Genomic DNA, 17,030 nt, shown 5'->3' on the forward strand with positions numbered 1-17,030 from the left:
ATGACGGAAAGGGACACGACACATGCCAACCATCGTGGCGCTGGTCAAACACGTACCGGATACCTGGTCGACGAAGACACTGGGGGAGGATCACCGGATTAACCGCGACGTGGACAACGTCATCGACGAGGTCAACGAATTCTCCGTCGAGCAGGCCCTTCGCCTGCGTGAAAACAATCCGGACGCCGGCTTCCGCGTCGTGGCTCTCACCATGGGCCCGGCCCAAGCCGACGAAGCTCTGCGCAAGGCGCTCGCCATGGGTGCGGACGCCGCTGTGCACGTCGTGGACGATCAGCTTGCTGGCGCTGACGCACTCTCCACCGCCTGGACCTTGAACGCCGCGCTCACCAAGCTCGCCGAGACCGACCCCGTCCAGATCGTCGTCGCCGGCTCCCAGGCCTCGGACTCCCAGACCGGTTTGCTCGCAGGCCTGCTCGCCGAGTACCGCCAGCTGCCCGCGCTCACCGGCGTGAAGACCCTGAACTTCACCGGCGACAAGCTCACCGGTACCCGCGAGGACGCCCGCGGTACGTGGGAAATCGAGACCGCCCTGCCGGCTCTCGTCACCGTTACAGACAAGGCGGACAAGCCGCGCTTCCCCAACTTCAAGGGCCTTATGGCCGCGAAGAAGGCCGAGGTTACCGAGTGGTCCGTCGCAGACCTTGGCATCGACGCCATTGCGCCGGCCACTCAGGTCACTGACTCCCAGGAACTGCCGCCGCGCACCGCCGGCGAGGTCATCTCCGGCGTCTCCGCCGAAGAGGCCGCCAGCCAGATCGCCGACTTCCTCGCCGCCCGCAACCTCATTTAAGGAGCACCCACCATGTCGCACGTTTACGTTCTTGTCGAGCACGAGGCGGGCCAGCTTTCACCGGTCACCGCCGAGCTCATCACCGCCGCCCGCCCGCTGGGCGTCGTCTCTGCCGTCGTCGTCTCCGCCTCGCCTGCAGGATTTGAGAAGGAGCTCGCCGAGCTCGGCGCCGCCCAGGTCGTCGAGGCCACCACGGCCGACTACGGCCAGCGCCTCATCACACCCGAGGTCGACGCCCTCCACGCCCTCGGCGCCGCGAACCCCGCGCCCATCGTCATCGCCGCGACGCCCACCGGCAACGAGATTGCCGGCCGCGTTGCCGCACGCCTGGCCTCCGGCGTCCTCGCGGACGTTACGGCCATCAACCCGGATCACTCCGCCACCCACGTCATCTTCGGTGGCACCTTCCAGGCGACCTCCACCGCCGCGGGCGCCTGCCCGGTCTTTACCGTGCGCCCCGGCGCCATCAAGGCCGAACCGCAGCCGGCCGCGGGCGAGCTCGCCCCCATGCCGCTGCCGGGTGCCACCGAGCGCGACGTCACCGTCACCGGTTTTAAGCCCGCCGAGCACTCCGCGCGCCCCGAACTCACCGCCGCCAAGGTCGTCGTCTCCGGCGGCCGCGGCGTTGGCGACAAGTTCGCCGAAGTTGTCGAGCCGCTTGCCGATGCCCTCGGGGGCGCCGTCGGCGCCACCCGCGACGCCGTGGACAACGGCGCCTACGACCCCGCGCACCAGGTCGGCCAGACCGGCGTCACCGTCTCGCCGGATCTCTATATTGCACTCGGCATCTCTGGCGCCATCCAGCACCTCACAGGCATGCGTACCTCGGGCACCATCGTCGTGGTCAACCAGGACCAGGACGAGCCCTTCTTCGAGATCGCTGACCTCGGCGTCGTGGGTGACCTCCACGAGATCGCCCCGGCGCTTACCGCCGAGATCAACTCGCGTCGCGGCTAATGTCACACTATTTCGACTACGCGGCGACCCAGCCCATGCGCCAAGCGGCCGTGGACGCCTGGGTCGCCGCGTCGGGCGCTCTCAACGCCGGCGCGACGTATGCTTCGGGCCGCCGCGCGCGCAGTGTGCTTGACGATGCCCGTGAGTCCATCGCCGCCGACCTCGGCTGCGAGCCCATCGAGGTCATCTTCACCTCGTCTGGCACCGAGGCGGACAACATCGGCATCCAGGGCCTTTATCGCGCCCGCGTGGCTGCCGGTGCGCCGGCGCGCGTTGTCTCCACGCCCATCGAGCACCCTGGTGTCCTCGAGACCGTTGCCGCCCTCGCTAAGGAAGGTGCGACCGTTGACCTGCTGCCCGTCGGCCACGACGGCCATCTGAGCGACCTCGCGGCGCTCGACGCCCCCGCTGCCGTGGCGACGTGCATGTGGGCCAACAACGAGACGGGCGCCCTCCAGCCCGTCAAAGAAGTCATCGACCGGGCGGGCGAGACCCCCGTCCACATCGACGCCGTTCAAGTCATGGGCAAGCTGCCTATCGACTTCCACGCGCTGGGTGCCACAACGTTGGCCGCCAGTGCCCACAAGTTCGGTGGTCCGCGTGGCGCAGGCCTCCTGCTCGCGCGCCGCTCGCCGGCACCGCAGCCCATCGCCTACGGCGGGGGACAAGAGCGCGGCATCCGCCCCGGCACCGTCGACGTGGCAGCCGCTTCTGCGACGGCGGCCGCGCTCCACGAGTCGCTCGCCGAGCTCGAGTCCGAGGCCGCCCGCGTGCGCGTACTGCGCGACGCTCTCCGCGATCGCCTATTGGCCGCCGTGCCCGACGCGATCTGCAACACGCATGAGCCGGCGTTGCCCAGCCACCTGCATCTCACGTTCCCGGGCACGGACTCGGATAGCTTGCTCATGCTGGCCGACGCTGCGGGGATAGAGGCATCGGCAGGCTCCGCATGCCATGCCGGCGTGTACCGCCCCTCGCACGTCCTCGAAGCTATGGGGATCGACCAGGACCACTCCGGTAGTCTGCGGTTTACCCTCGGCCCCGGCACCACGCAGGCGGACGTGGATGCTGCCTGTCAGGAAATTCCCAGCATCGTGGAGCGAGCTCGCAGCGTATAAGTAGGAAACTCGTGGGCTTTCGCCCGTAACGTTCCAGCAGGCGGGAACTACTGTTATCTCGTGCAATCAGTTATCGATTTTGTGCGGGAGATTCCGCTCACGGGAACCGCGGCGGGCGTCATCTACGTGGTGCTACTTGTCCTCGGCGCGGATGTCGTCCTCTGGGCCGGCTGGAAGCGGTGGCACCGCACGGGCCTTACCCTCGCCGTGGCGCTCGCCGCTGTCTCCGCGGCATGGTTTATTCTCCGCCATTGGGATATTCCCCTCTACCTTTTCGCCGCTGGGCTCGTCTCGGTGCTCGCGCTCGTGGGCGTGGCCGTCCTGCCGCGCCTGCGCGTGCTCCTCGCGCTCGTCGCCGTCGTCTCCGCCGTGTCCACCGCGGGCCTGGCCAACATGGAATACGGCACGTATCCCACGGTCGCCTCGCTCGACCCGCAGCCCGTAGCTCCGGAGATGACGCTCGATCAGGTCAAGGCTGCGTCGGCGACGGACGGCGCCCACGGCGCGCTCGTTACCTTCCCGGTGTCCTCCGCGGTCTCGGGATTCACCTCGCGCGACGCCACGGCGTATCTGCCGCCGGCGTATTTCACGTCGAACGCCACGTTGCCGGTTATCGTCTTGCTCCACGGCAACCCCGGCGGACCGGAGCAGTGGTTCGGCTCCGGTGAGGCAGCGCAGACCGCGGACCGCTTCCAGGCCGCCAACGGGGGAGTAAGCCCGATCGTCATCGCTGTCGATGCCACAGGCTCCGAGAACGCCAACCCCATCTGCGCCAACTCTTCGGTCGCCACAGTGATGACGTACCTCACGACGGACGTGCCGAACACGATTAAGGCAGACTTCCGCGTGGATGCGGATCAGAAGCACTGGACGGTCGCTGGTTTGAGCTACGGCGGCACGTGCACGCTGCAGATCGCCACGACGCACCCGTCCGCATTCGGCTCGGTCATCGATCTGTCCGGTGAGGCGGAGCCGACCATCGGCACGCATGCCGCGACGGTTGAGAAGTTCTTCGGTGGCGACGAGTCCAAGTACCAAGCACAAAACCCCGCTAGCCTGCTTACCGCACACAGCTACAAGGATTCGGGGCTGGCCGCCGTTTTCATCGCGGGCACCGCGGATGAGCATGCGAAGAGCGCGCTCACAGACCTCTCGGCCAAGGCGCGTGCCGCCGGAATTCCGGCGTGGTACGGCACGCTCGAAGGTGGACATTCCTTTGACGTGTGGCGCCCTGGCCTACAACGCGCCTTCGCGTGGGCCGCGCGCCGCGGCGGGCTCACTGTAACGACCGACCCCTTCGACGGACTGAAAGATTCCGATGTCACGCTCTAAAACCTTCCTGCGTCGCAACCCAGTGACGCTCCTCCTCATCGTCATCGTGTGGGCTCTGTGGATTCTTGGTGCCTCGGATGGGCTGCTCGATGACCTGTCCGTCCACACCGCCGGCGGGGCGTTCATGCTTACGCTGCTTGCCCTCGCCGTGGACATCCCAGCCGAGCGCACCCTGGGGTGGAAACGTTTCCTCGCCGTGGGCGTGGCAAGCCAGCTCATCGTCGTGCCGCTGTCCCTCGTGATTGCCAAGGGCATTGAGATTGCCGGTCTCAACCGCTGGGGCGATGATCTCCTGCGCTCGACTCGGATGACGCTCATCGCGTTCATCATTGGCACCGCCGGTTTCGCCTCCGCGCGGCTTCCCCGGCTCTGGCGCCGCCGCGTGCGCCTAGTCATCCTCGTGCTGCCCGCCACCATGGCCTTGTATTCGGGCACGCTTCCCGATGTCATCGGCGTGACCGCCGCCGTGTTGTCCATCGCCGCGGGAGCCTGGTGGGCGAAGGAAACCCGCGGCGCGGGGGCATCGGCAAGCGAGAAGCGCGTGCTCACTGCACTGGTGGTGGGGATCGTTGCGCTCGGTCCGCTCTTTGTTGCGCTCAATCCTGGCGCCGAGGGCCCGTTTAGCCCCGTCACCCAGCTCATGTGGTCCGGCGGTGCTTCCGATGCCCTCACCGCCGGCCTATGCCACTCCCTGCCCGGCTCGCAGGAGTGCCAGGACGCCCTCAGCTGGTCGCGTGTCTACGGCCTGGGCCCGGCCGTCGCGGACCTCATCCCGCTGCTCATCCAACTCGTGCTCTGTTATGGGCTGTGGAAGGGCCGCCTCGCCGCGTGGTGGGGTTCGCTTCTCGTTCAATTCGCTGCCATGGCCGTGCTCGTCACGCAGCTCTTCGACTTGGATGAAGACGGCGTGGCGCTCTACGGCATCAACCTAGCGGCGGTTCTCGTGCCGTGGCTGGGGTGTGCTTGTGTACTCGTCTGGAACCGCCGCGTGTTCAGCGTGCGCGAGAATTCCGCCTCGGTCCGCCGCGTACTGCTGCGCCTCCTGCTCGCTTTCGTTGTAGTGAGCGCCGTGTGGTTCGTGGGTGCCTGGCTTCTGAGGGCTTCCTTTGACGACGCGTCCTTCGGCTCTATCGCGTTTGAATGGCCGTTGCGCTTCTTCCCGCCCGTTGTTGCGCTGCTCCTGCCGTACGCGCTCGTGCCGGGCACCTCGGCGGCGTGGGCGCTCTACGAGTGGGTGGGCACGGTCTTCTGGCTCTATGCCGCGTGGCAAGGCTGGCGCATATTCGCTCGACCTGCTGACCCTTCCGGTGATGCCACTCACGCGCGTGCCATCCTCGAGTCCGGCTCTGGCGACCACCTGTCGTTCATGACTCTGTGGGAGGGCAACCGCTACTTCTTTAATGAAGAGGGGGATACGTATGTGGCCTACCGCGCCTCCCGAGGGGTGGCGTTGTCCTTGGGCCAGCCTGTGGGACTTGACACCGAGGGCTGCGCCGCCGAGTTCGAGGCCTTCGCGCGTGAGAATTCGCTGCGTCCGGCGTGGTACTCCGTTTCCGAAGCCTTCGAGCGCCCGGGGTTCCGCCGCCTCGAAGTCGCCGAGGAAGCAGTGCTCTCCACCGAGAACACTGAGTTTAAAGGCAAGAAGTTCCAGAACGTGCGTACCGCGCGCAACAAGGCCGGCAAAGAAGGCGTGACGACTATGTGGACGACGTGGTCGGAACTTTCGCTCGAGCTTCAAGCGGCCGTTATCGCCCTGTCTGAAGAATGGGTCTCCGAGAAGTCTTTGCCGGAGATGGGCTTTACTCTGGGCTCGCTGCCGGAGCTGCGTGTGCCCGGTACCCGCTTGCTGCTCGCCGTGGGTTCTGACGGTTCTTTGCATGGCGTGACGTCATGGTTGCCGGTCCACCATTCCGGCGAGATCGCGGGGTACACGCTCGACGTCATGCGCCGTTCCGAGCATGGGTTTAAAGGCGTCATTGAGCTGCTTATCTCCGAAGCGCTCCTGCAAGCCGCTGCCGAGGGCTGCGAGTGGATTTCGCTCTCGGGTGCGCCGCTGTCCGGCAGCTCGTCCGAGCCCGGTTTGCTCGACGCGCTGCTCTCGCGCGTGGGCGAGGAGATGGAGCCGCTCTACGGCTTCCGCACGCTCGCCGCGAGCAAGCGCAAGTTCCAGCCGACGGAGCACGCGTGGTACCTCGCGTACGACGATGAGTTGGCGCTGCCTGCTATCGCCGCCGCGGTCGTCCACGCCTATGTGCCGTCGCTCTCGGCTGCGGATGCGGCGCGTGCCGTGCGCGCGTGGCTCGCCGCGCGATCCGAAAAGTTAAAGCAGTAACGCGTGTTGTGTGTGTGACTCGTGTGATTGATGTGTAGTGTCGCAGACATGATCTCTGCACGCCGTATCGTCGCGGCCCTTACGGCTGCCGCACTTGCTCTGTCCACAGCCACCGTTTCCAGCACCGTCGCTCAGGCCCAAGACCTGGGCGGCCTCGTTGCACCCAGCGGCATCGATGTCTCTGGACACCAGCACACCACGCTCGCCGGCATTGACTGGAACGCCGTGAAGTCGGACGGCCAGTCCTTCGCGTTCGTCAAGGCCACCGAGGGCGAAGGCTGGGTTAACAGCCACTACGTCGGCGACGCGAACGCCGCGAAGATGGCCGGTCTCAAGGTCGGCGCGTACCACTACGCCCGCCCAGCAGCGGATCCCGCTCGCCAGGCCGCGGAGTTTGCTGCACAGCTCGCCCTCGTCCCGGGCCAGACCCTGCCGCCGGTCCTCGACCTCGAGGTCTCTGAGGGTAAGTCCCCGGCCGAGCTCGTGGCCTGGACGCGCACCTTCACCTCGGAGCTGCAGCGTCTAACCGGCCGCACCCCGATGATCTACACGTACAAGTACTTCTGGCTCCACGAGATGGGCAACACGACGGAGTTCTCCGAGTTCCCGCTGTGGCTCGCCGCGTACCAGGATCAGGCCCCGGAGCCGGTGGGCGGCTGGGACCGTATCGCCTTCTGGCAGCGCTCTGACTCCGGCCGCGTGGGCGGCATCACTGGCCCGGTGGATATGAACATCTTCAATGGCACCCAGATGCAGCTCGAGACGTTCTCTGCCGGTAACTACATCGACTTCGGCGGCATCCTTGAGAACCTCGTCATCCCGGGCGTTGACCTGTCCGGCGACGCACGTGCCGTCATTGCTGCCATCCTTGCTTTGTCCGTCGGCGCCGCCGTCGCTCCTGCCCTCACCGAGGCTGCCGGAGGGGACCAGTTTACAGATATGGCCAAGGCACTCATCGCCAACGACGCGCTGCCGAAGGAGAAGCTCGAGGAGATGCTGAAGAACGGTGCCACCCTCTCCGACCTCGCGCTGCTGCTCGACAACGCGGCGCACCTGTCCAACACCGAGGTCGACGCCGTCGAGGTCGACCACGCGCAGAAGGCCGCCCGCGAGGCTGGCGTGCAGTTGCCGCAGCTCGACTCCGGCGCTGTCGCGGCGGCCGTGAACCGGATGCTCGCCGGGGCTTAAACGGCAGCGCTGACAATAGCCACAACGTCCGAATAGGGTCTCGGTTTTTCACATTTCGACTCCTTATTCGGATGTTGTGGCTATTTCGGTCTAATGATGGACGTCCCACGGATCGTCGCGCGTACTAAACCACCGGTGCCACTGCCGGACCGGTGTGTGGACTTTCGCCTCCAAGTCGGGATTCAGCGCCGTCGAGATTTGCCGGAGGATATCGTCGCGGTGGTACGTCACGCAGCTTCCCGTATAGCGCAGCGGACGCCAGCCGCGCAGCACTGCGTCGTTTGTCTTCCACGCGTCGCGAATGGTCTCGGGTTTCCGGGAGTGGTACTCGAAGCCGTCGATTTCTACGGCACATCCCAATTTGGGCAGCACGATGTCCCAGAGATAGGGTCCGATGAAAGCATTGGATTCAGTGTGCAGGCCGAGCTCGCGCAATCCGCGAACGATACTTCTTTCTGCGCCCGAGTCGGTCCCGAGTGCCGCGCGATCGAGGAGCGCCCGCGAGCGTTTCGGGAGGCGAGCAATCGACTCCATATGCTCTTCGAGCCGGATTTTTCCGGGCTGACCGGCATATGCGCGCTCGAGGTATTTCAGGCCCAGCTCGTCGTCATCTATGCATGCGACCGCGAGAATTGGGTAGTGAATGCGTGCCTTGCTGTGGACGTCGTTCGCAAGCTGCGTTGTGCGGTGCGCAACGAAGAACTGCGAGTGGGGAAGAGTTTCTGAATACGCGACGTGGAGCGGCAGCGTCAGCGGCTTTCCATGAGCTATCTGTCCTGCGGTGATCCCAGTGAGAACGAGGTCCGGCGTCCGGTCTTGAAGGATGACAGCTAACTCCGCCGCTGTGGGCGTGCGGCTCAGATACAAGCCTCTGCAGATGGGCACGGCCTTGCCGTTCTTGACAAGCGTGCGCAGCTTCGAGCGGCTGAGCTCCGAAAGGACGAGGTCATCCATGATAATCCCCCTTGAATGTGTGGTCCCCGTCCCGGAGCTTAACCTACTCGGCGGGATCGCGCAGTGCGTCCGTCCCCTTGAAAAATTTCCGGGTCCAGCGTTCGTCCTCGTAACGCGCGGGCACGGCGCCGGCGAGCAGTGGTTTTGTAAGCGCCGCAAACTCCGGTGAGCCCTCTACAGGAAGCTCAGTATCGGAGGCGATGAGAATGATGTTCCCGTAGCGGCGGCCCTTGAGCATCGGCGGATCCGCGATGACGGCCACATGAGAGAAGACCTGCGCCAGGCCGGCCAGCTCCGCCTTCGCCACCCGCAGCGAGGAGTGGTCGCCGCAGTTCGCGACATACAGGCCGCCCGCGCTCAGTGCCGAGTGAGCCGCCTCGAAGAACTCGACCGTGGTGAGAGGACGCGGGGTTGTGGAACCCGCGAAGACGTCGCGGATGATGACATCGCAACGCCCCGGCGGGAAGCCGAAGGTCACCGCGCGCGCCTCCCCGGCGCGGATCTTGACGGTGGGGGCAGACGGGATATCGAAAAGCTCACGCACCAACTGTCCGAGCTTGGCATCAAGCTCTACCACGGTGTTGTGCGAGTTAGGCCAGACGGAAGCGAAATAGCGCGCCAGCGAGCACCCCGCGCCGCCCAGGTGGACGAGTCGGCGACTAGGAGCCAGCGACTCGACAGCCGCAGCGATCCAGCGCATGTACTCGAACTCAAGCTCCTTCGGTTCATCGATCACGATGTGCGAGGACGGCACGCCGTTGACGTTGAGGATATACGCGCCCTCCCGGAATGGGTCGGCTTCGACGGAAGCCGAGCCCGTGGAAATCTCGTAGGTGCCGACCCGAGGGTCGGAGGAGTGCGCGCGTTGTCTACCCATGCGCTATACCTTACTAAGGGCAGGCTCGTCGGACGCATGTTAGGTTAGGTTTTTAAGCCTAGACCAGCTCTTATAGGTCGCGCATAATGAATGCATGGTCACTGTTAATTCCTTGCGCGCAGCGGTGCTTGGCGCGAACGACGGCATCATCAGCAATGCCGCGCTTCTCCTCGGCGTTATAGGCTCCGGTGCTTCCGATGCCGCCATTCTCACCGCCGGCATCCTCTCCGGCTACGGCATTTCGGATAGGACCGCGCACAAGGCGGCGCAGGAGATTGGAGAGGGCGACCCGCTCACCGCGCACCTGCAGATTGAGTACGGCCTCGATGGCGAGAAACTCACTAATCCCTGGGAGGCAGCCGCGGCTTCGGGCGCTTCCTTCCTGGCCGGTGCGGCGCTGCCGTTGGCATCAGTGTTCTTCTCCTTCAACTCTGCCCTCGTCGTCTTCGCGACGACGTTGCTCGTGCTGGTGATTACGTGCTTTACCTCGGCCAAACTCTCTGACACGGGTCCCGTGCGCGCGGTACTCCGGCTCGTGCTGGGTGGCGCGCTCGGCCTGGCGGTCACCTACGGCATCGGCGCAGCGTTTGGTGGGGTCGTGGGATAATTTGCCTTAAGGGATAAACTGACCTCCATGCGAGTTCTAGTAGCAATGTCCGGCGGCGTCGATTCTTCTGTGGCGGCCGCCCGCGCCGTGGAGGCCGGCCACGAGGTCGTGGGCGTGCACCTCGCGCTGCACAAGGACGCACAGCAAACCCGTGAGAAGGCCCGCGGCTGCTGCTCGCTTGAGGACTCCGCGGATGCTCGCCGCATTTGCGACAAGTTGGGCATTCCCTTCTACGTGTGGGACTTCTCGGAGGAGTTTAAGGAAGCCGTCATCGGCGATTTCGTGGACTCTTACGCCCGCGGCGAGACCCCTAACCCGTGCCTGCGCTGCAACGAGAAGATAAAGTTCGCAGCCCTCCTGCGCAAGGGCATGGCGCTGGGCTTCGATGCCGTCGCGACCGGCCACTACGCAACCATCGACTCGGACGGCTACATGCGTCGCTCCCTCGACGAAAACAAGGACCAGTCCTACGTCCTGGGTGTCATCACGAAGGACGAGCTCGACCACTGTTTCTTCCCGATTGGGGACACACCCAAGCCGCAGATTCGCGAGGAGGCTAAGCGCCACGGTTTCTCCACCGCGACGAAGCCGGATTCCTACGACATTTGCTTCATCCCGGACGGCAACACTCAGGCGTTCCTGGGCTCCAAGATCGGTCTGCGCCCGGGCATGATCATCGACAAGGAAGGGCACGAGCTCAAGGAACACGACGGTGCGTGGAACTTCACTATCGGCCAGCGCAAGGGCCTCGATATCAAGGCCCCCGCTGCCGATGGTCGCCCGCGCTACGTCACGGACATCGATGCCGCCACCGGCACCGTCACGGTCGGTTCCCGCGAGGATCTTAAGGTCACGCGCATCACCGCGGACCGTCTTAAGTACCTGCACCCGGCCATGGACGGCGAGTTCGACTGCGACGTCCAGGTCCGCGCCCACGGCTCCGTCGTGCGCTGCCACGCCGTCGTCGATCGCGCGAATGACACGATGACGCTCGAACTCGACGAGCCGCTCGACGGCGTGGCCCGCGGTCAGGCCGCCGTACTCTACCTGCCCAGCCCGGACGAGCTCGGCGACATCGTTATCGGGTCTGGCACCATCAACGGGACTAACTAAGCTCCCAGCACGCAGCGGCTGATCAGCTGGTCCAAGGCGCGGACATCGACCTTTTTCCCAACGCTGACCTTGATGCGCCCGGCACGGGTCCACAACTCGAGTTCCGCGTCGAGGTCGATCTTGCCTGCATTCTCAGATGACCACATCGTGATGGAGGAGTACGGCAGTGAGTAGATTTCCTTCTTCTTGCCTGTTAGGCCTTGCGCGTCGCGCACGATGAGCCGCTTCGTGGTGAAGACAGCGACGTCGCGCAGCGTCGTATACGCGGCGATAGCTTCTTCGCCGGGCACGAGCGGCACGTCCGCTGGAATGTCGGTTTCGTCGTTGAACCACCATGTTGCGATACTGTCGTAAGCCATAGCCACCAACCTAACAAAAGGATGCGCACCTATGACCGGTTTCGGATTAGGCCCCATGCCGGGCACTTCCATGTCTGAGGCCGCCGATATCGTGATGGGGGAGACCGGCGCCCTTCCGCATCTGCCGCAGCTGCCGGACCGAGGCCTGGGTTCTGATGCTATCGGCCGCACCGCCGGCCTGCTCGAGACGCTCACCGTCGACCGTGGCCCGCGCTCGTGGCAGATGGCCGCGCGCCCACAGCGCGAGACCCGCCGCGTGTGGGACCGCATGGAACGTGACCTCGACGCCATCGTGGAGGTCTGGGGCGAGCATGTTCCACGCGTGAAGATCCAGGCCGTGGGTCCGTGGACACTCGCCGCCGCTGTTGAGTTGTCGAACGGTCACCGCGTGATTACCGACCGCGGCGCCCGCGAAGACCTGCATGCTGCGCTCCTCGAAGGCATCCAGGCTCACTCCGCGGAGGTAGCCCGCCGCTTCAACGCTGAGGTTGCCCTCCAACTCGATGAGCCTCAGCTTGCCGATGCCCTCGCAGGCCGCATCCCAGGCACCACCGACTTCGACCCAATCCGGGCAGTACCGGAGGAGGTCGCGATCGCGAGGCTGGAGGAGCTCGGCGCGGATTACCTGCGCGCCGGGAATCTCTGGCCGCTGGCCTCGGCGGGCACACTGCTTGTCGACTTCGCGGGACTCGATACGCCAGCGAACCTCGACGGCTTGGGCGAGCACCTCGAGGCCAGCCGCCGTGTGGGCCTGGCACTCGATCCGCGCACCTTCACCGATGCCCGCGCCGCCGCGATCGCCGTGGCCCAGCACGTCGACCGCCTGGGACATAGTCGCGAGCTGCTCGTCACGCACGTCGATATCAACCCGTGGCCCGTCCGGGACGCCGCGCGCGACTACCGCTTCGCGGCTGAGGTCGCGGGCATGCTTGAGCGTGACGCAGGGGACTTATAAAACAGCTGGTAGGCACCAACGCCGATGCGTAGAGTTACGGCGGCGACGAGGATGTACCACGCCCACAGGGCGCCGGGGTTCCAGGCGAGCGCGCGGCCGAAATAGAAGGCGAGCGCGATGTCGAAGAGCGCGTTGGCTAGAAAGTTCAGGAGGGATAGCGGCCGCGTGCGCAGGCGCCAGGTGCTCCAGAGCAGTCCTGCTGAGTAGGCGAGGGCGATACCGATGGCCATCATGCGTGCTCCTTAAATAGCGCGCGGGCAAGGTCTTCGACGCCGGTCATGCCGTCATTGCTGGCGTAGGCGGCGCGGTGCTGCTCGGGCTGGATGATGAGCATCGTGCTGTAGCCACCGGTGCCGCCGTTGTGCCAGTAGGTGCCGTCACTGTTGTCTTCCTTCTCCCAACCGAGATCGAAGTGTCCGTGGTCGCACATCCAGGCGGCGAATTTCGCCATGTCTGCGGCGGTGGATCGAATGCCGCCAGCAGGGGCATCGCCGTCGAGCTCCCACGCTGCGGCGGTGCGGCCATTGGGGGCGAGGCCGCGCGGGGCATCGGCAGGCACGGTGCCGGGGAGCGCGACGTAGGACTCCGTCATGCCGGCGGGCTCAAAGATGCGGGTGCGCACGAGTTCCTCGTAGGGAGTGCCGGTCTTCTCCGCGAGCAGGGCGCCGAGGAGCGCGTAGCCGAAGTTGGAGTACTGCTCCGTACCGCGGTTTTCGAGTTTCGCGGTGCGGGCGGCATCGAGAATGTCTTCGGTTGTCTCACCCGCATAGGGATTTCCGTTTCTGACCATTGTGACGAGACTGCGAAAGAAGTCGGGGTTGGCGAGACGCGGAAGGCCTGAGGTGTGAGTGGCGAGTTCCTTGACAGTGATGTCGGCGGCGGGGGAGTCCCCGAGGTCAAGGACTTCGCCGACACGAGTGTCGCGGGAGAGTACTCCTTCCTCGATAAGCTGCTGTGTGATTTCGACGGTGAACATTTTGGTCACGGAGCCGATTTCAACCTCAGTGTGCTCGTCGGCGCCGAGGCCGCCGAACTCGGGCGTGCCGTCGGTGAGGACGAAAGCGGCGAGTTGATGATGGCCGCGCTCCGCGTGGCTTGTGAGGTCGAGCGTGCCGGTACGACGTGACTCGGTGGCGATTCCGCGGGGCCCGGAGCTGATGAGTACTGCGGCGACGAAGACTGCGGCAACAACGGATGCAATGATTCGCTTATTCATTAGTGGTCCTCTCCTGCGATGATGATGGTCATCAGCGGAATGACGCGGCTGGCGCGGATTTCAAACGTGGACGCTTTGGCTTTGGTAATCCAGCCGGCGGGGCTGAGCTCGTTGAGATGGTGGTAGGCGGTGCTCGTGGAACTCACGATGCCCTCCTCCACGAGGTCGGCTGCCGTCGCAGGGGCCGCGAGGAGACGGCGGAGAATTTCCGCGCGCAGGGGGTGCGCGAGCGCAGAAAGGCGGGTAATGGCGTCAGTCCACGGCTCGTCTGTCACGGCGTGGGTGGGGCGCTGCCATTGGTATTGGTAGCTGCCTCCGCCGAGCTGGACGTCGCCGCCGAAGGCGACGGAGCCATCCGGGATCTCGGGACCGGCTTGAAGGGCGTCAAGGAGCCAGAAAGTGTCGGCTGACGCGGGTTGCTGCTTTGCAGAGGGCTTGTGCTCCAGAGCATCGAGGCGTCGCTCCACCTCGGCGAGGCGCTGTACGAGGTCTGTCATGGTCATGTATTCCAAAATTCCAGAAAATTCAAAAAACTTCAAGAATTATGGAAATTGGGACGCGCTCGTGACAAAAGGAACGCCGCACGGCGGTGAGCCGTGCGGCGTTTGGGGAGGGAGGTTTTCTCGAACGTGAACGTTAAATCGGCTGATTTGGCGCTGAATCTGCTGGTAATCGGGCTGTCGAGAAATTCGAGAAGTTTAGCTAATCATCGGCCACGCGGTGGAAACGTCCGAGGCGTCGCGGCCCTTGCCCTCGAGATACTTCTTAAAGCTCAGACGGTCCTCGTGCCACTTAACGGCTTGGAATTCCATGAGCTCGTCCATGTCCATCTCGGTCAACTCCGGGAACTTGCGGACCTGCTTCCAAGCAACGCGGGCGGCAGCGAGGGCATCGGCAGTGGCTTCGTGCGCATTGCCGATCTCCACGCCGTAATGGGCGGAAACATCCGTCAAAGTGCGCTTGCCCTTGCGGAACTTGTCCATGACGCGGTCGATAACGAAGGGGTCGAAGACCGGGCCGTCGACCGTGAAGTCGCCGGTGAGGGCGCGCAGCACCGAGAGATCATATTGCGCGTTGTAGACGATGAGCGTGAGTCCATCAGCCCAGGCCTGCTTGATTGCAGAAACGGTTTCGGCGAGGACTTCATCGTGCGGGCGGCCCTCGGCCTGGGCCTTTTCGGTTGTAATGCCGTGGACTGCGGCGGCTTCCTCAGGGATCGGCACGCCCGGGTCGGCGAGCATCTCGCGCGCGTCGACGTCGCGTCCATCAATGCGCACGAGCGCGGAGGTGACGATGCGGGCTTCCTTGGGATTAACGGAGGTGGTCTCGAGGTCGAAAGAGAGCATGCGGCTGGCGTCGAAGTTCATGGTTTACACCTTAGCGCCCCGCCTCGACATGAAGACAGGAACGTCAAAACTGCCGGACATGAGACTGCGATCGCGAGGTGAGAGTGCCAGCGTATCGTCTCGCGGATCCTCTGGGGACACTCCCACGATCTCATAGAGAAGAAAGTCATTTTGCGCGCAGTAGTCATGCACGAAGCCGGATTCGTCCGCGTCGTCGAACGCTAGTATCCAACGCTCGAAGCTCCGACGGACGCCATCATCAAGATGGAGCTGACGCGCGTGTGCAGTTCCGGCTTGTGGGCCTACAGTGGCCTCGGTGGCGAGATTCAGGATCGCGTTATGGGACACGAATACGTCGGCGTCGTTGAAGAAGTTGGGGCTGAGGTCAAGAACGTCAAGGCCGGCGCTCTCGTGGTTGGGCCCTTCGTCGCCTCGGACAACACGTGCGAGATCTGCCGGGCGGGCTATCAGTCGTTCTGCACGCACGTGTAGATGGTTGGCGGCGTCGGCACCCGGGCCGAGTACGCGCGCATTCCGCACCTGATCGAGCTCATCAAGGATGGCACCATCGACCCCGGCGTGGTCTTCGGCCTCGAATTGCCGCTTGCCGATCCCGCTACGGCTTACGCTGCCATGGACGAACGGCGCGCGACGAAGGCGTTGCTGAATTTCTAATGGTCGTCCGCGCTAGCATTGCCCGTAGTGATAACGGCACATGGCGATAAGCACGGCATCGTCGGTGACTTTAAAGACCAGGCGATGTTCATCGGTGATACGCCGTGACCAGTAGCCTACAAAATCATGTTTGAGCGGTTCCGGCTTTCCGATGCCCTCGTTTCCGTTGCGCTCAATGTCCTTGATGAGGGCATTAATGCGCTTGAGGACCTTGCGATCTTGGGTTTGCCACCATACGTAGTCCTCCCACGCGTTGTCGTCCCAGACGAGCTTCATGGAGGCTAGTCCTCGACGAGAGCGTGCTCGGTTCCGCTGCCGTTTTCTAGGCGCTCAATTGCATCGAAGAGGCGGCGGGCATTGGCAGGAGAGCGCATAAGATAGGCGGTTTCCCGAAGTGAGTTGTAATCATCGAGCGAAACAATAACGGCTGATTCTTTGCCGTTTCGAGTAATGATGACCTCTTCTCGGTCATCCACGACGGAATCGAGTACCTCGGCATAATGAGCTCGAGAATCGGAGTAAGTCATGGTGCGCATCGTAAATCTCCTTAACGTCTGGGATTGTACAAAAAATTGTACGTTTGCTCTTTTTGTGCGTCAACTGCTGCTGTCAAGTTCGTTAGACTCGGCACTAACGATGAGGGGTCCGGGAGTGATGCGCGGTCGAGACTCACCGTGCGAGAGCGGGATAGTCGAAGGCATCTCCGTTGACGTCGACTTTGAGGAGGACGTTGACGTCCCGTGTTCCTGACTCGTAGCGCACGGAACTCTTGGTTGCTGAGGGAGAGTAGTGGTCGCTTGCGATGACGCGCAGAGAGGCATATCAATCCACGCCATGATGAATGGCGTGCGGACAACGTCGTCCTCAAGCCGGCCGAGCCACCGAATGGGCATCCTGTTCGTCATTGGGCAACGTCCCAAATCGATGTCTAATGCGCTGGAGAGATCTACTCCAGCGTCGAGTCCTGACGCAGGGAGTCCCGTGGGCTGATTGCCTGAAGCCGCGATGGAGGACGACCAATTATCCTTACCCTGCACGGTGGCGCTGAAGCTGAAGTGCGAGGTTGTCCAATTAGACGGTGCCGTGAGCTGCCAACGCGCAACGTATTTGTCTGTGAGTTGTAGGCCTTGGGCGCGGAGCACCACCGAGAAACTCGATGTCGTAGTTGTCAACCTGTTGGCTGTCGATAC

21 protein-coding genes are annotated in these 17,030 nt (G+C 64.1%); 11 read left to right on the forward strand and 10 right to left on the reverse strand.

Features of this window, described 5'->3' with window-relative positions; genetic code table 11:
• The first annotated feature begins 22 nt into the window (after positions 1-22).
• From BN9444_RS07315 to BN9444_RS07340, 6 genes are read left to right on the forward strand one after another with little or no spacing between them, the layout of a single operon-like run.
• Positions 23-811, forward strand: a complete 789-nt coding sequence (locus BN9444_RS07315) for an electron transfer flavoprotein subunit beta/FixA family protein (RefSeq protein ID WP_066490956.1) — start codon at positions 23-25, stop codon at positions 809-811.
• 12 nt (positions 812-823) lie between these two features.
• The gene (locus BN9444_RS07320) at positions 824-1,768 is read left to right on the forward strand and encodes an electron transfer flavoprotein subunit alpha/FixB family protein (RefSeq protein WP_066490961.1); all 945 of its coding nucleotides are present in this window, start codon (positions 824-826) and stop codon (positions 1,766-1,768) included.
• Entirely contained in the window at positions 1,768-2,886 is a 1,119-nt protein-coding gene (locus BN9444_RS07325; RefSeq protein WP_068801676.1) for a cysteine desulfurase family protein, read from the forward strand. The genes BN9444_RS07320 and BN9444_RS07325 overlap by 1 nt, the downstream gene beginning before the upstream one ends.
• 60 nt (positions 2,887-2,946) lie before the next feature.
• Positions 2,947-4,218, forward strand: a complete 1,272-nt coding sequence (locus tag BN9444_RS07330; RefSeq protein WP_066490963.1) for an alpha/beta hydrolase — start codon at positions 2,947-2,949, stop codon at positions 4,216-4,218.
• A complete protein-coding gene (locus tag BN9444_RS07335; RefSeq protein WP_068801677.1) occupies positions 4,205-6,550 on the forward strand; it encodes a bifunctional lysylphosphatidylglycerol flippase/synthetase MprF in 2,346 nt (781 codons plus the stop codon). Before BN9444_RS07330 ends, BN9444_RS07335 begins: the two co-directional genes overlap by 14 nt.
• Positions 6,551-6,598: 48 nt before the next feature.
• Complete coding sequence (locus tag BN9444_RS07340; RefSeq protein ID WP_066490973.1) at positions 6,599-7,738, forward strand: glycoside hydrolase family 25 protein; 1,140 nt, start codon at positions 6,599-6,601, stop codon at positions 7,736-7,738.
• A gap of 90 nt (positions 7,739-7,828) precedes the next feature.
• Here the strand turns inward: BN9444_RS07340 and BN9444_RS07345 are convergent, their stop codons facing one another.
• Together BN9444_RS07345 and BN9444_RS07350 are read right to left on the reverse strand one after the other, a co-directional pair.
• Positions 7,829-8,692 (reverse strand): PDDEXK family nuclease, encoded by an 864-nt coding sequence (locus BN9444_RS07345; protein WP_068801678.1) that lies wholly within the window; start codon positions 8,690-8,692, stop codon positions 7,829-7,831.
• Positions 8,693-8,735: 43 nt separating this feature from the next.
• A complete protein-coding gene (locus tag BN9444_RS07350; protein ID WP_066490983.1) occupies positions 8,736-9,569 on the reverse strand; it encodes a spermidine synthase in 834 nt (277 codons plus the stop codon).
• A 94-nt stretch (positions 9,570-9,663) separates the two neighbouring features.
• On the opposite strand from BN9444_RS07350, the gene BN9444_RS07355 reads away from it, so the two are divergent.
• Together BN9444_RS07355 and mnmA are read left to right on the forward strand one after the other, a co-directional pair.
• Positions 9,664-10,176, forward strand: coding sequence for a VIT1/CCC1 transporter family protein (locus BN9444_RS07355; RefSeq protein ID WP_068801679.1), 513 nt, complete (start codon positions 9,664-9,666; stop codon positions 10,174-10,176).
• 27 nt (positions 10,177-10,203) lie between these two features.
• On the forward strand, positions 10,204-11,289 hold the full coding sequence (gene mnmA, locus BN9444_RS07360) for a tRNA 2-thiouridine(34) synthase MnmA (RefSeq protein WP_068801680.1): 1,086 nt from the start codon (positions 10,204-10,206) through the stop codon (positions 11,287-11,289).
• Here mnmA and BN9444_RS07365 read toward each other — a convergent pair.
• On the reverse strand, positions 11,286-11,648 hold the full coding sequence (locus tag BN9444_RS07365) for a PH domain-containing protein (protein ID WP_066490995.1): 363 nt from the start codon (positions 11,646-11,648) through the stop codon (positions 11,286-11,288). The genes mnmA and BN9444_RS07365 overlap by 4 nt on opposite strands.
• A gap of 31 nt (positions 11,649-11,679) precedes the next feature.
• Between BN9444_RS07365 and BN9444_RS07370 the strand changes: the two genes are divergently transcribed.
• A complete protein-coding gene (locus tag BN9444_RS07370; protein ID WP_068801681.1) occupies positions 11,680-12,603 on the forward strand; it encodes a uroporphyrinogen decarboxylase/cobalamine-independent methonine synthase family protein in 924 nt (307 codons plus the stop codon).
• Here the strand turns inward: BN9444_RS07370 and BN9444_RS07375 are convergent.
• The 4 genes from BN9444_RS07375 to BN9444_RS07390 form a co-directional block, all read right to left on the reverse strand.
• Positions 12,546-12,836, reverse strand: a complete 291-nt coding sequence (locus tag BN9444_RS07375; RefSeq protein WP_141628778.1) for a hypothetical protein — start codon at positions 12,834-12,836, stop codon at positions 12,546-12,548. The genes BN9444_RS07370 and BN9444_RS07375 overlap by 58 nt on opposite strands.
• Positions 12,833-13,819 (reverse strand): serine hydrolase domain-containing protein, encoded by a 987-nt coding sequence (locus BN9444_RS07380; protein WP_068801682.1) that lies wholly within the window; start codon positions 13,817-13,819, stop codon positions 12,833-12,835. The genes BN9444_RS07375 and BN9444_RS07380 overlap by 4 nt, the downstream gene beginning before the upstream one ends.
• Positions 13,819-14,316 carry an ArsR/SmtB family transcription factor gene (locus BN9444_RS07385; RefSeq protein ID WP_068802167.1) on the reverse strand — a complete coding sequence of 166 codons (498 nt, stop codon included), beginning with the start codon at positions 14,314-14,316 and terminating at the stop codon, positions 13,819-13,821. Before BN9444_RS07385 ends, BN9444_RS07380 begins: the two co-directional genes overlap by 1 nt.
• A gap of 201 nt (positions 14,317-14,517) precedes the next feature.
• Positions 14,518-15,186, reverse strand: coding sequence for a 3'-5' exonuclease (locus BN9444_RS07390; protein ID WP_066491007.1), 669 nt, complete (start codon positions 15,184-15,186; stop codon positions 14,518-14,520).
• A gap of 234 nt (positions 15,187-15,420) precedes the next feature.
• On the opposite strand from BN9444_RS07390, the gene BN9444_RS07395 reads away from it, so the two are divergent.
• A complete protein-coding gene (locus BN9444_RS07395) occupies positions 15,421-15,657 on the forward strand; it encodes an alcohol dehydrogenase catalytic domain-containing protein (protein WP_309473687.1) in 237 nt (78 codons plus the stop codon).
• On the forward strand, positions 15,658-15,840 hold the full coding sequence (locus tag BN9444_RS07400; RefSeq protein WP_066491012.1) for a hypothetical protein: 183 nt from the start codon (positions 15,658-15,660) through the stop codon (positions 15,838-15,840).
• Positions 15,841-15,852: 12 nt separating this feature from the next.
• On the opposite strand, the gene BN9444_RS07405 is transcribed toward BN9444_RS07400, so the two are convergent.
• The 3 genes from BN9444_RS07405 to BN9444_RS15550 are packed head-to-tail and all read right to left on the reverse strand — an operon-like array spanning position 15,853 to position 16,985.
• On the reverse strand, positions 15,853-16,116 hold the full coding sequence (locus BN9444_RS07405) for a Txe/YoeB family addiction module toxin (protein ID WP_066491014.1): 264 nt from the start codon (positions 16,114-16,116) through the stop codon (positions 15,853-15,855).
• Positions 16,117-16,121: 5 nt separating this feature from the next.
• Positions 16,122-16,376 carry a type II toxin-antitoxin system Phd/YefM family antitoxin gene (locus BN9444_RS07410; protein WP_066491016.1) on the reverse strand — a complete coding sequence of 85 codons (255 nt, stop codon included), beginning with the start codon at positions 16,374-16,376 and terminating at the stop codon, positions 16,122-16,124.
• Positions 16,377-16,436: 60 nt separating this feature from the next.
• Positions 16,437-16,985 (reverse strand): putative glycolipid-binding domain-containing protein, encoded by a 549-nt coding sequence (locus tag BN9444_RS15550; RefSeq protein WP_196131145.1) that lies wholly within the window; start codon positions 16,983-16,985, stop codon positions 16,437-16,439.
• Between the last annotated feature and the right edge of the window lie 45 nt (positions 16,986-17,030).

The sequence above is a fragment of the Corynebacterium phoceense genome, assembly GCF_900092335.1.
GTDB classification, from domain to species: Bacteria; Actinomycetota; Actinomycetes; order Mycobacteriales; family Mycobacteriaceae; genus Corynebacterium; species Corynebacterium phoceense.

Bases quoted from the DNA above. Each gene is read 5' to 3' on its own strand.
- BN9444_RS07315 (WP_066490956.1), top strand. From the start codon at position 23: ATGCCAACCATCGTGGCGCTGGTCAAACACGTACCGGATACCTGGTCG.
- BN9444_RS07320 (WP_066490961.1), top strand. From the start codon at position 824: ATGTCGCACGTTTACGTTCTTGTCGAGCACGAGGCGGGCCAGCTTTCA.
- BN9444_RS07325 (WP_068801676.1), top strand. From the start codon at position 1,768: ATGTCACACTATTTCGACTACGCGGCGACCCAGCCCATGCGCCAAGCG.
- BN9444_RS07335 (WP_068801677.1), top strand. From the start codon at position 4,205: ATGTCACGCTCTAAAACCTTCCTGCGTCGCAACCCAGTGACGCTCCTC.
- BN9444_RS07340 (WP_066490973.1), top strand. From the start codon at position 6,599: ATGATCTCTGCACGCCGTATCGTCGCGGCCCTTACGGCTGCCGCACTT.
- BN9444_RS07345 (WP_068801678.1), bottom strand. From the start codon at position 8,692: ATGGATGACCTCGTCCTTTCGGAGCTCAGCCGCTCGAAGCTGCGCACG.
- BN9444_RS07350 (WP_066490983.1), bottom strand. From the start codon at position 9,569: ATGGGTAGACAACGCGCGCACTCCTCCGACCCTCGGGTCGGCACCTAC.
- BN9444_RS07355 (WP_068801679.1), top strand. From the start codon at position 9,664: ATGGTCACTGTTAATTCCTTGCGCGCAGCGGTGCTTGGCGCGAACGAC.
- mnmA (WP_068801680.1), top strand. From the start codon at position 10,204: ATGCGAGTTCTAGTAGCAATGTCCGGCGGCGTCGATTCTTCTGTGGCG.
- BN9444_RS07365 (WP_066490995.1), bottom strand. From the start codon at position 11,648: ATGGCTTACGACAGTATCGCAACATGGTGGTTCAACGACGAAACCGAC.
- BN9444_RS07370 (WP_068801681.1), top strand. From the start codon at position 11,680: ATGACCGGTTTCGGATTAGGCCCCATGCCGGGCACTTCCATGTCTGAG.
- BN9444_RS07375 (WP_141628778.1), bottom strand. From the start codon at position 12,836: ATGATGGCCATCGGTATCGCCCTCGCCTACTCAGCAGGACTGCTCTGG.
- BN9444_RS07380 (WP_068801682.1), bottom strand. From the start codon at position 13,819: ATGAATAAGCGAATCATTGCATCCGTTGTTGCCGCAGTCTTCGTCGCC.
- BN9444_RS07385 (WP_068802167.1), bottom strand. From the start codon at position 14,316: ATGACAGACCTCGTACAGCGCCTCGCCGAGGTGGAGCGACGCCTCGAT.
- BN9444_RS07390 (WP_066491007.1), bottom strand. From the start codon at position 15,186: ATGAACTTCGACGCCAGCCGCATGCTCTCTTTCGACCTCGAGACCACC.
- BN9444_RS07400 (WP_066491012.1), top strand. From the start codon at position 15,658: ATGGTTGGCGGCGTCGGCACCCGGGCCGAGTACGCGCGCATTCCGCAC.
- BN9444_RS07405 (WP_066491014.1), bottom strand. From the start codon at position 16,116: ATGAAGCTCGTCTGGGACGACAACGCGTGGGAGGACTACGTATGGTGG.
- BN9444_RS07410 (WP_066491016.1), bottom strand. From the start codon at position 16,376: ATGCGCACCATGACTTACTCCGATTCTCGAGCTCATTATGCCGAGGTA.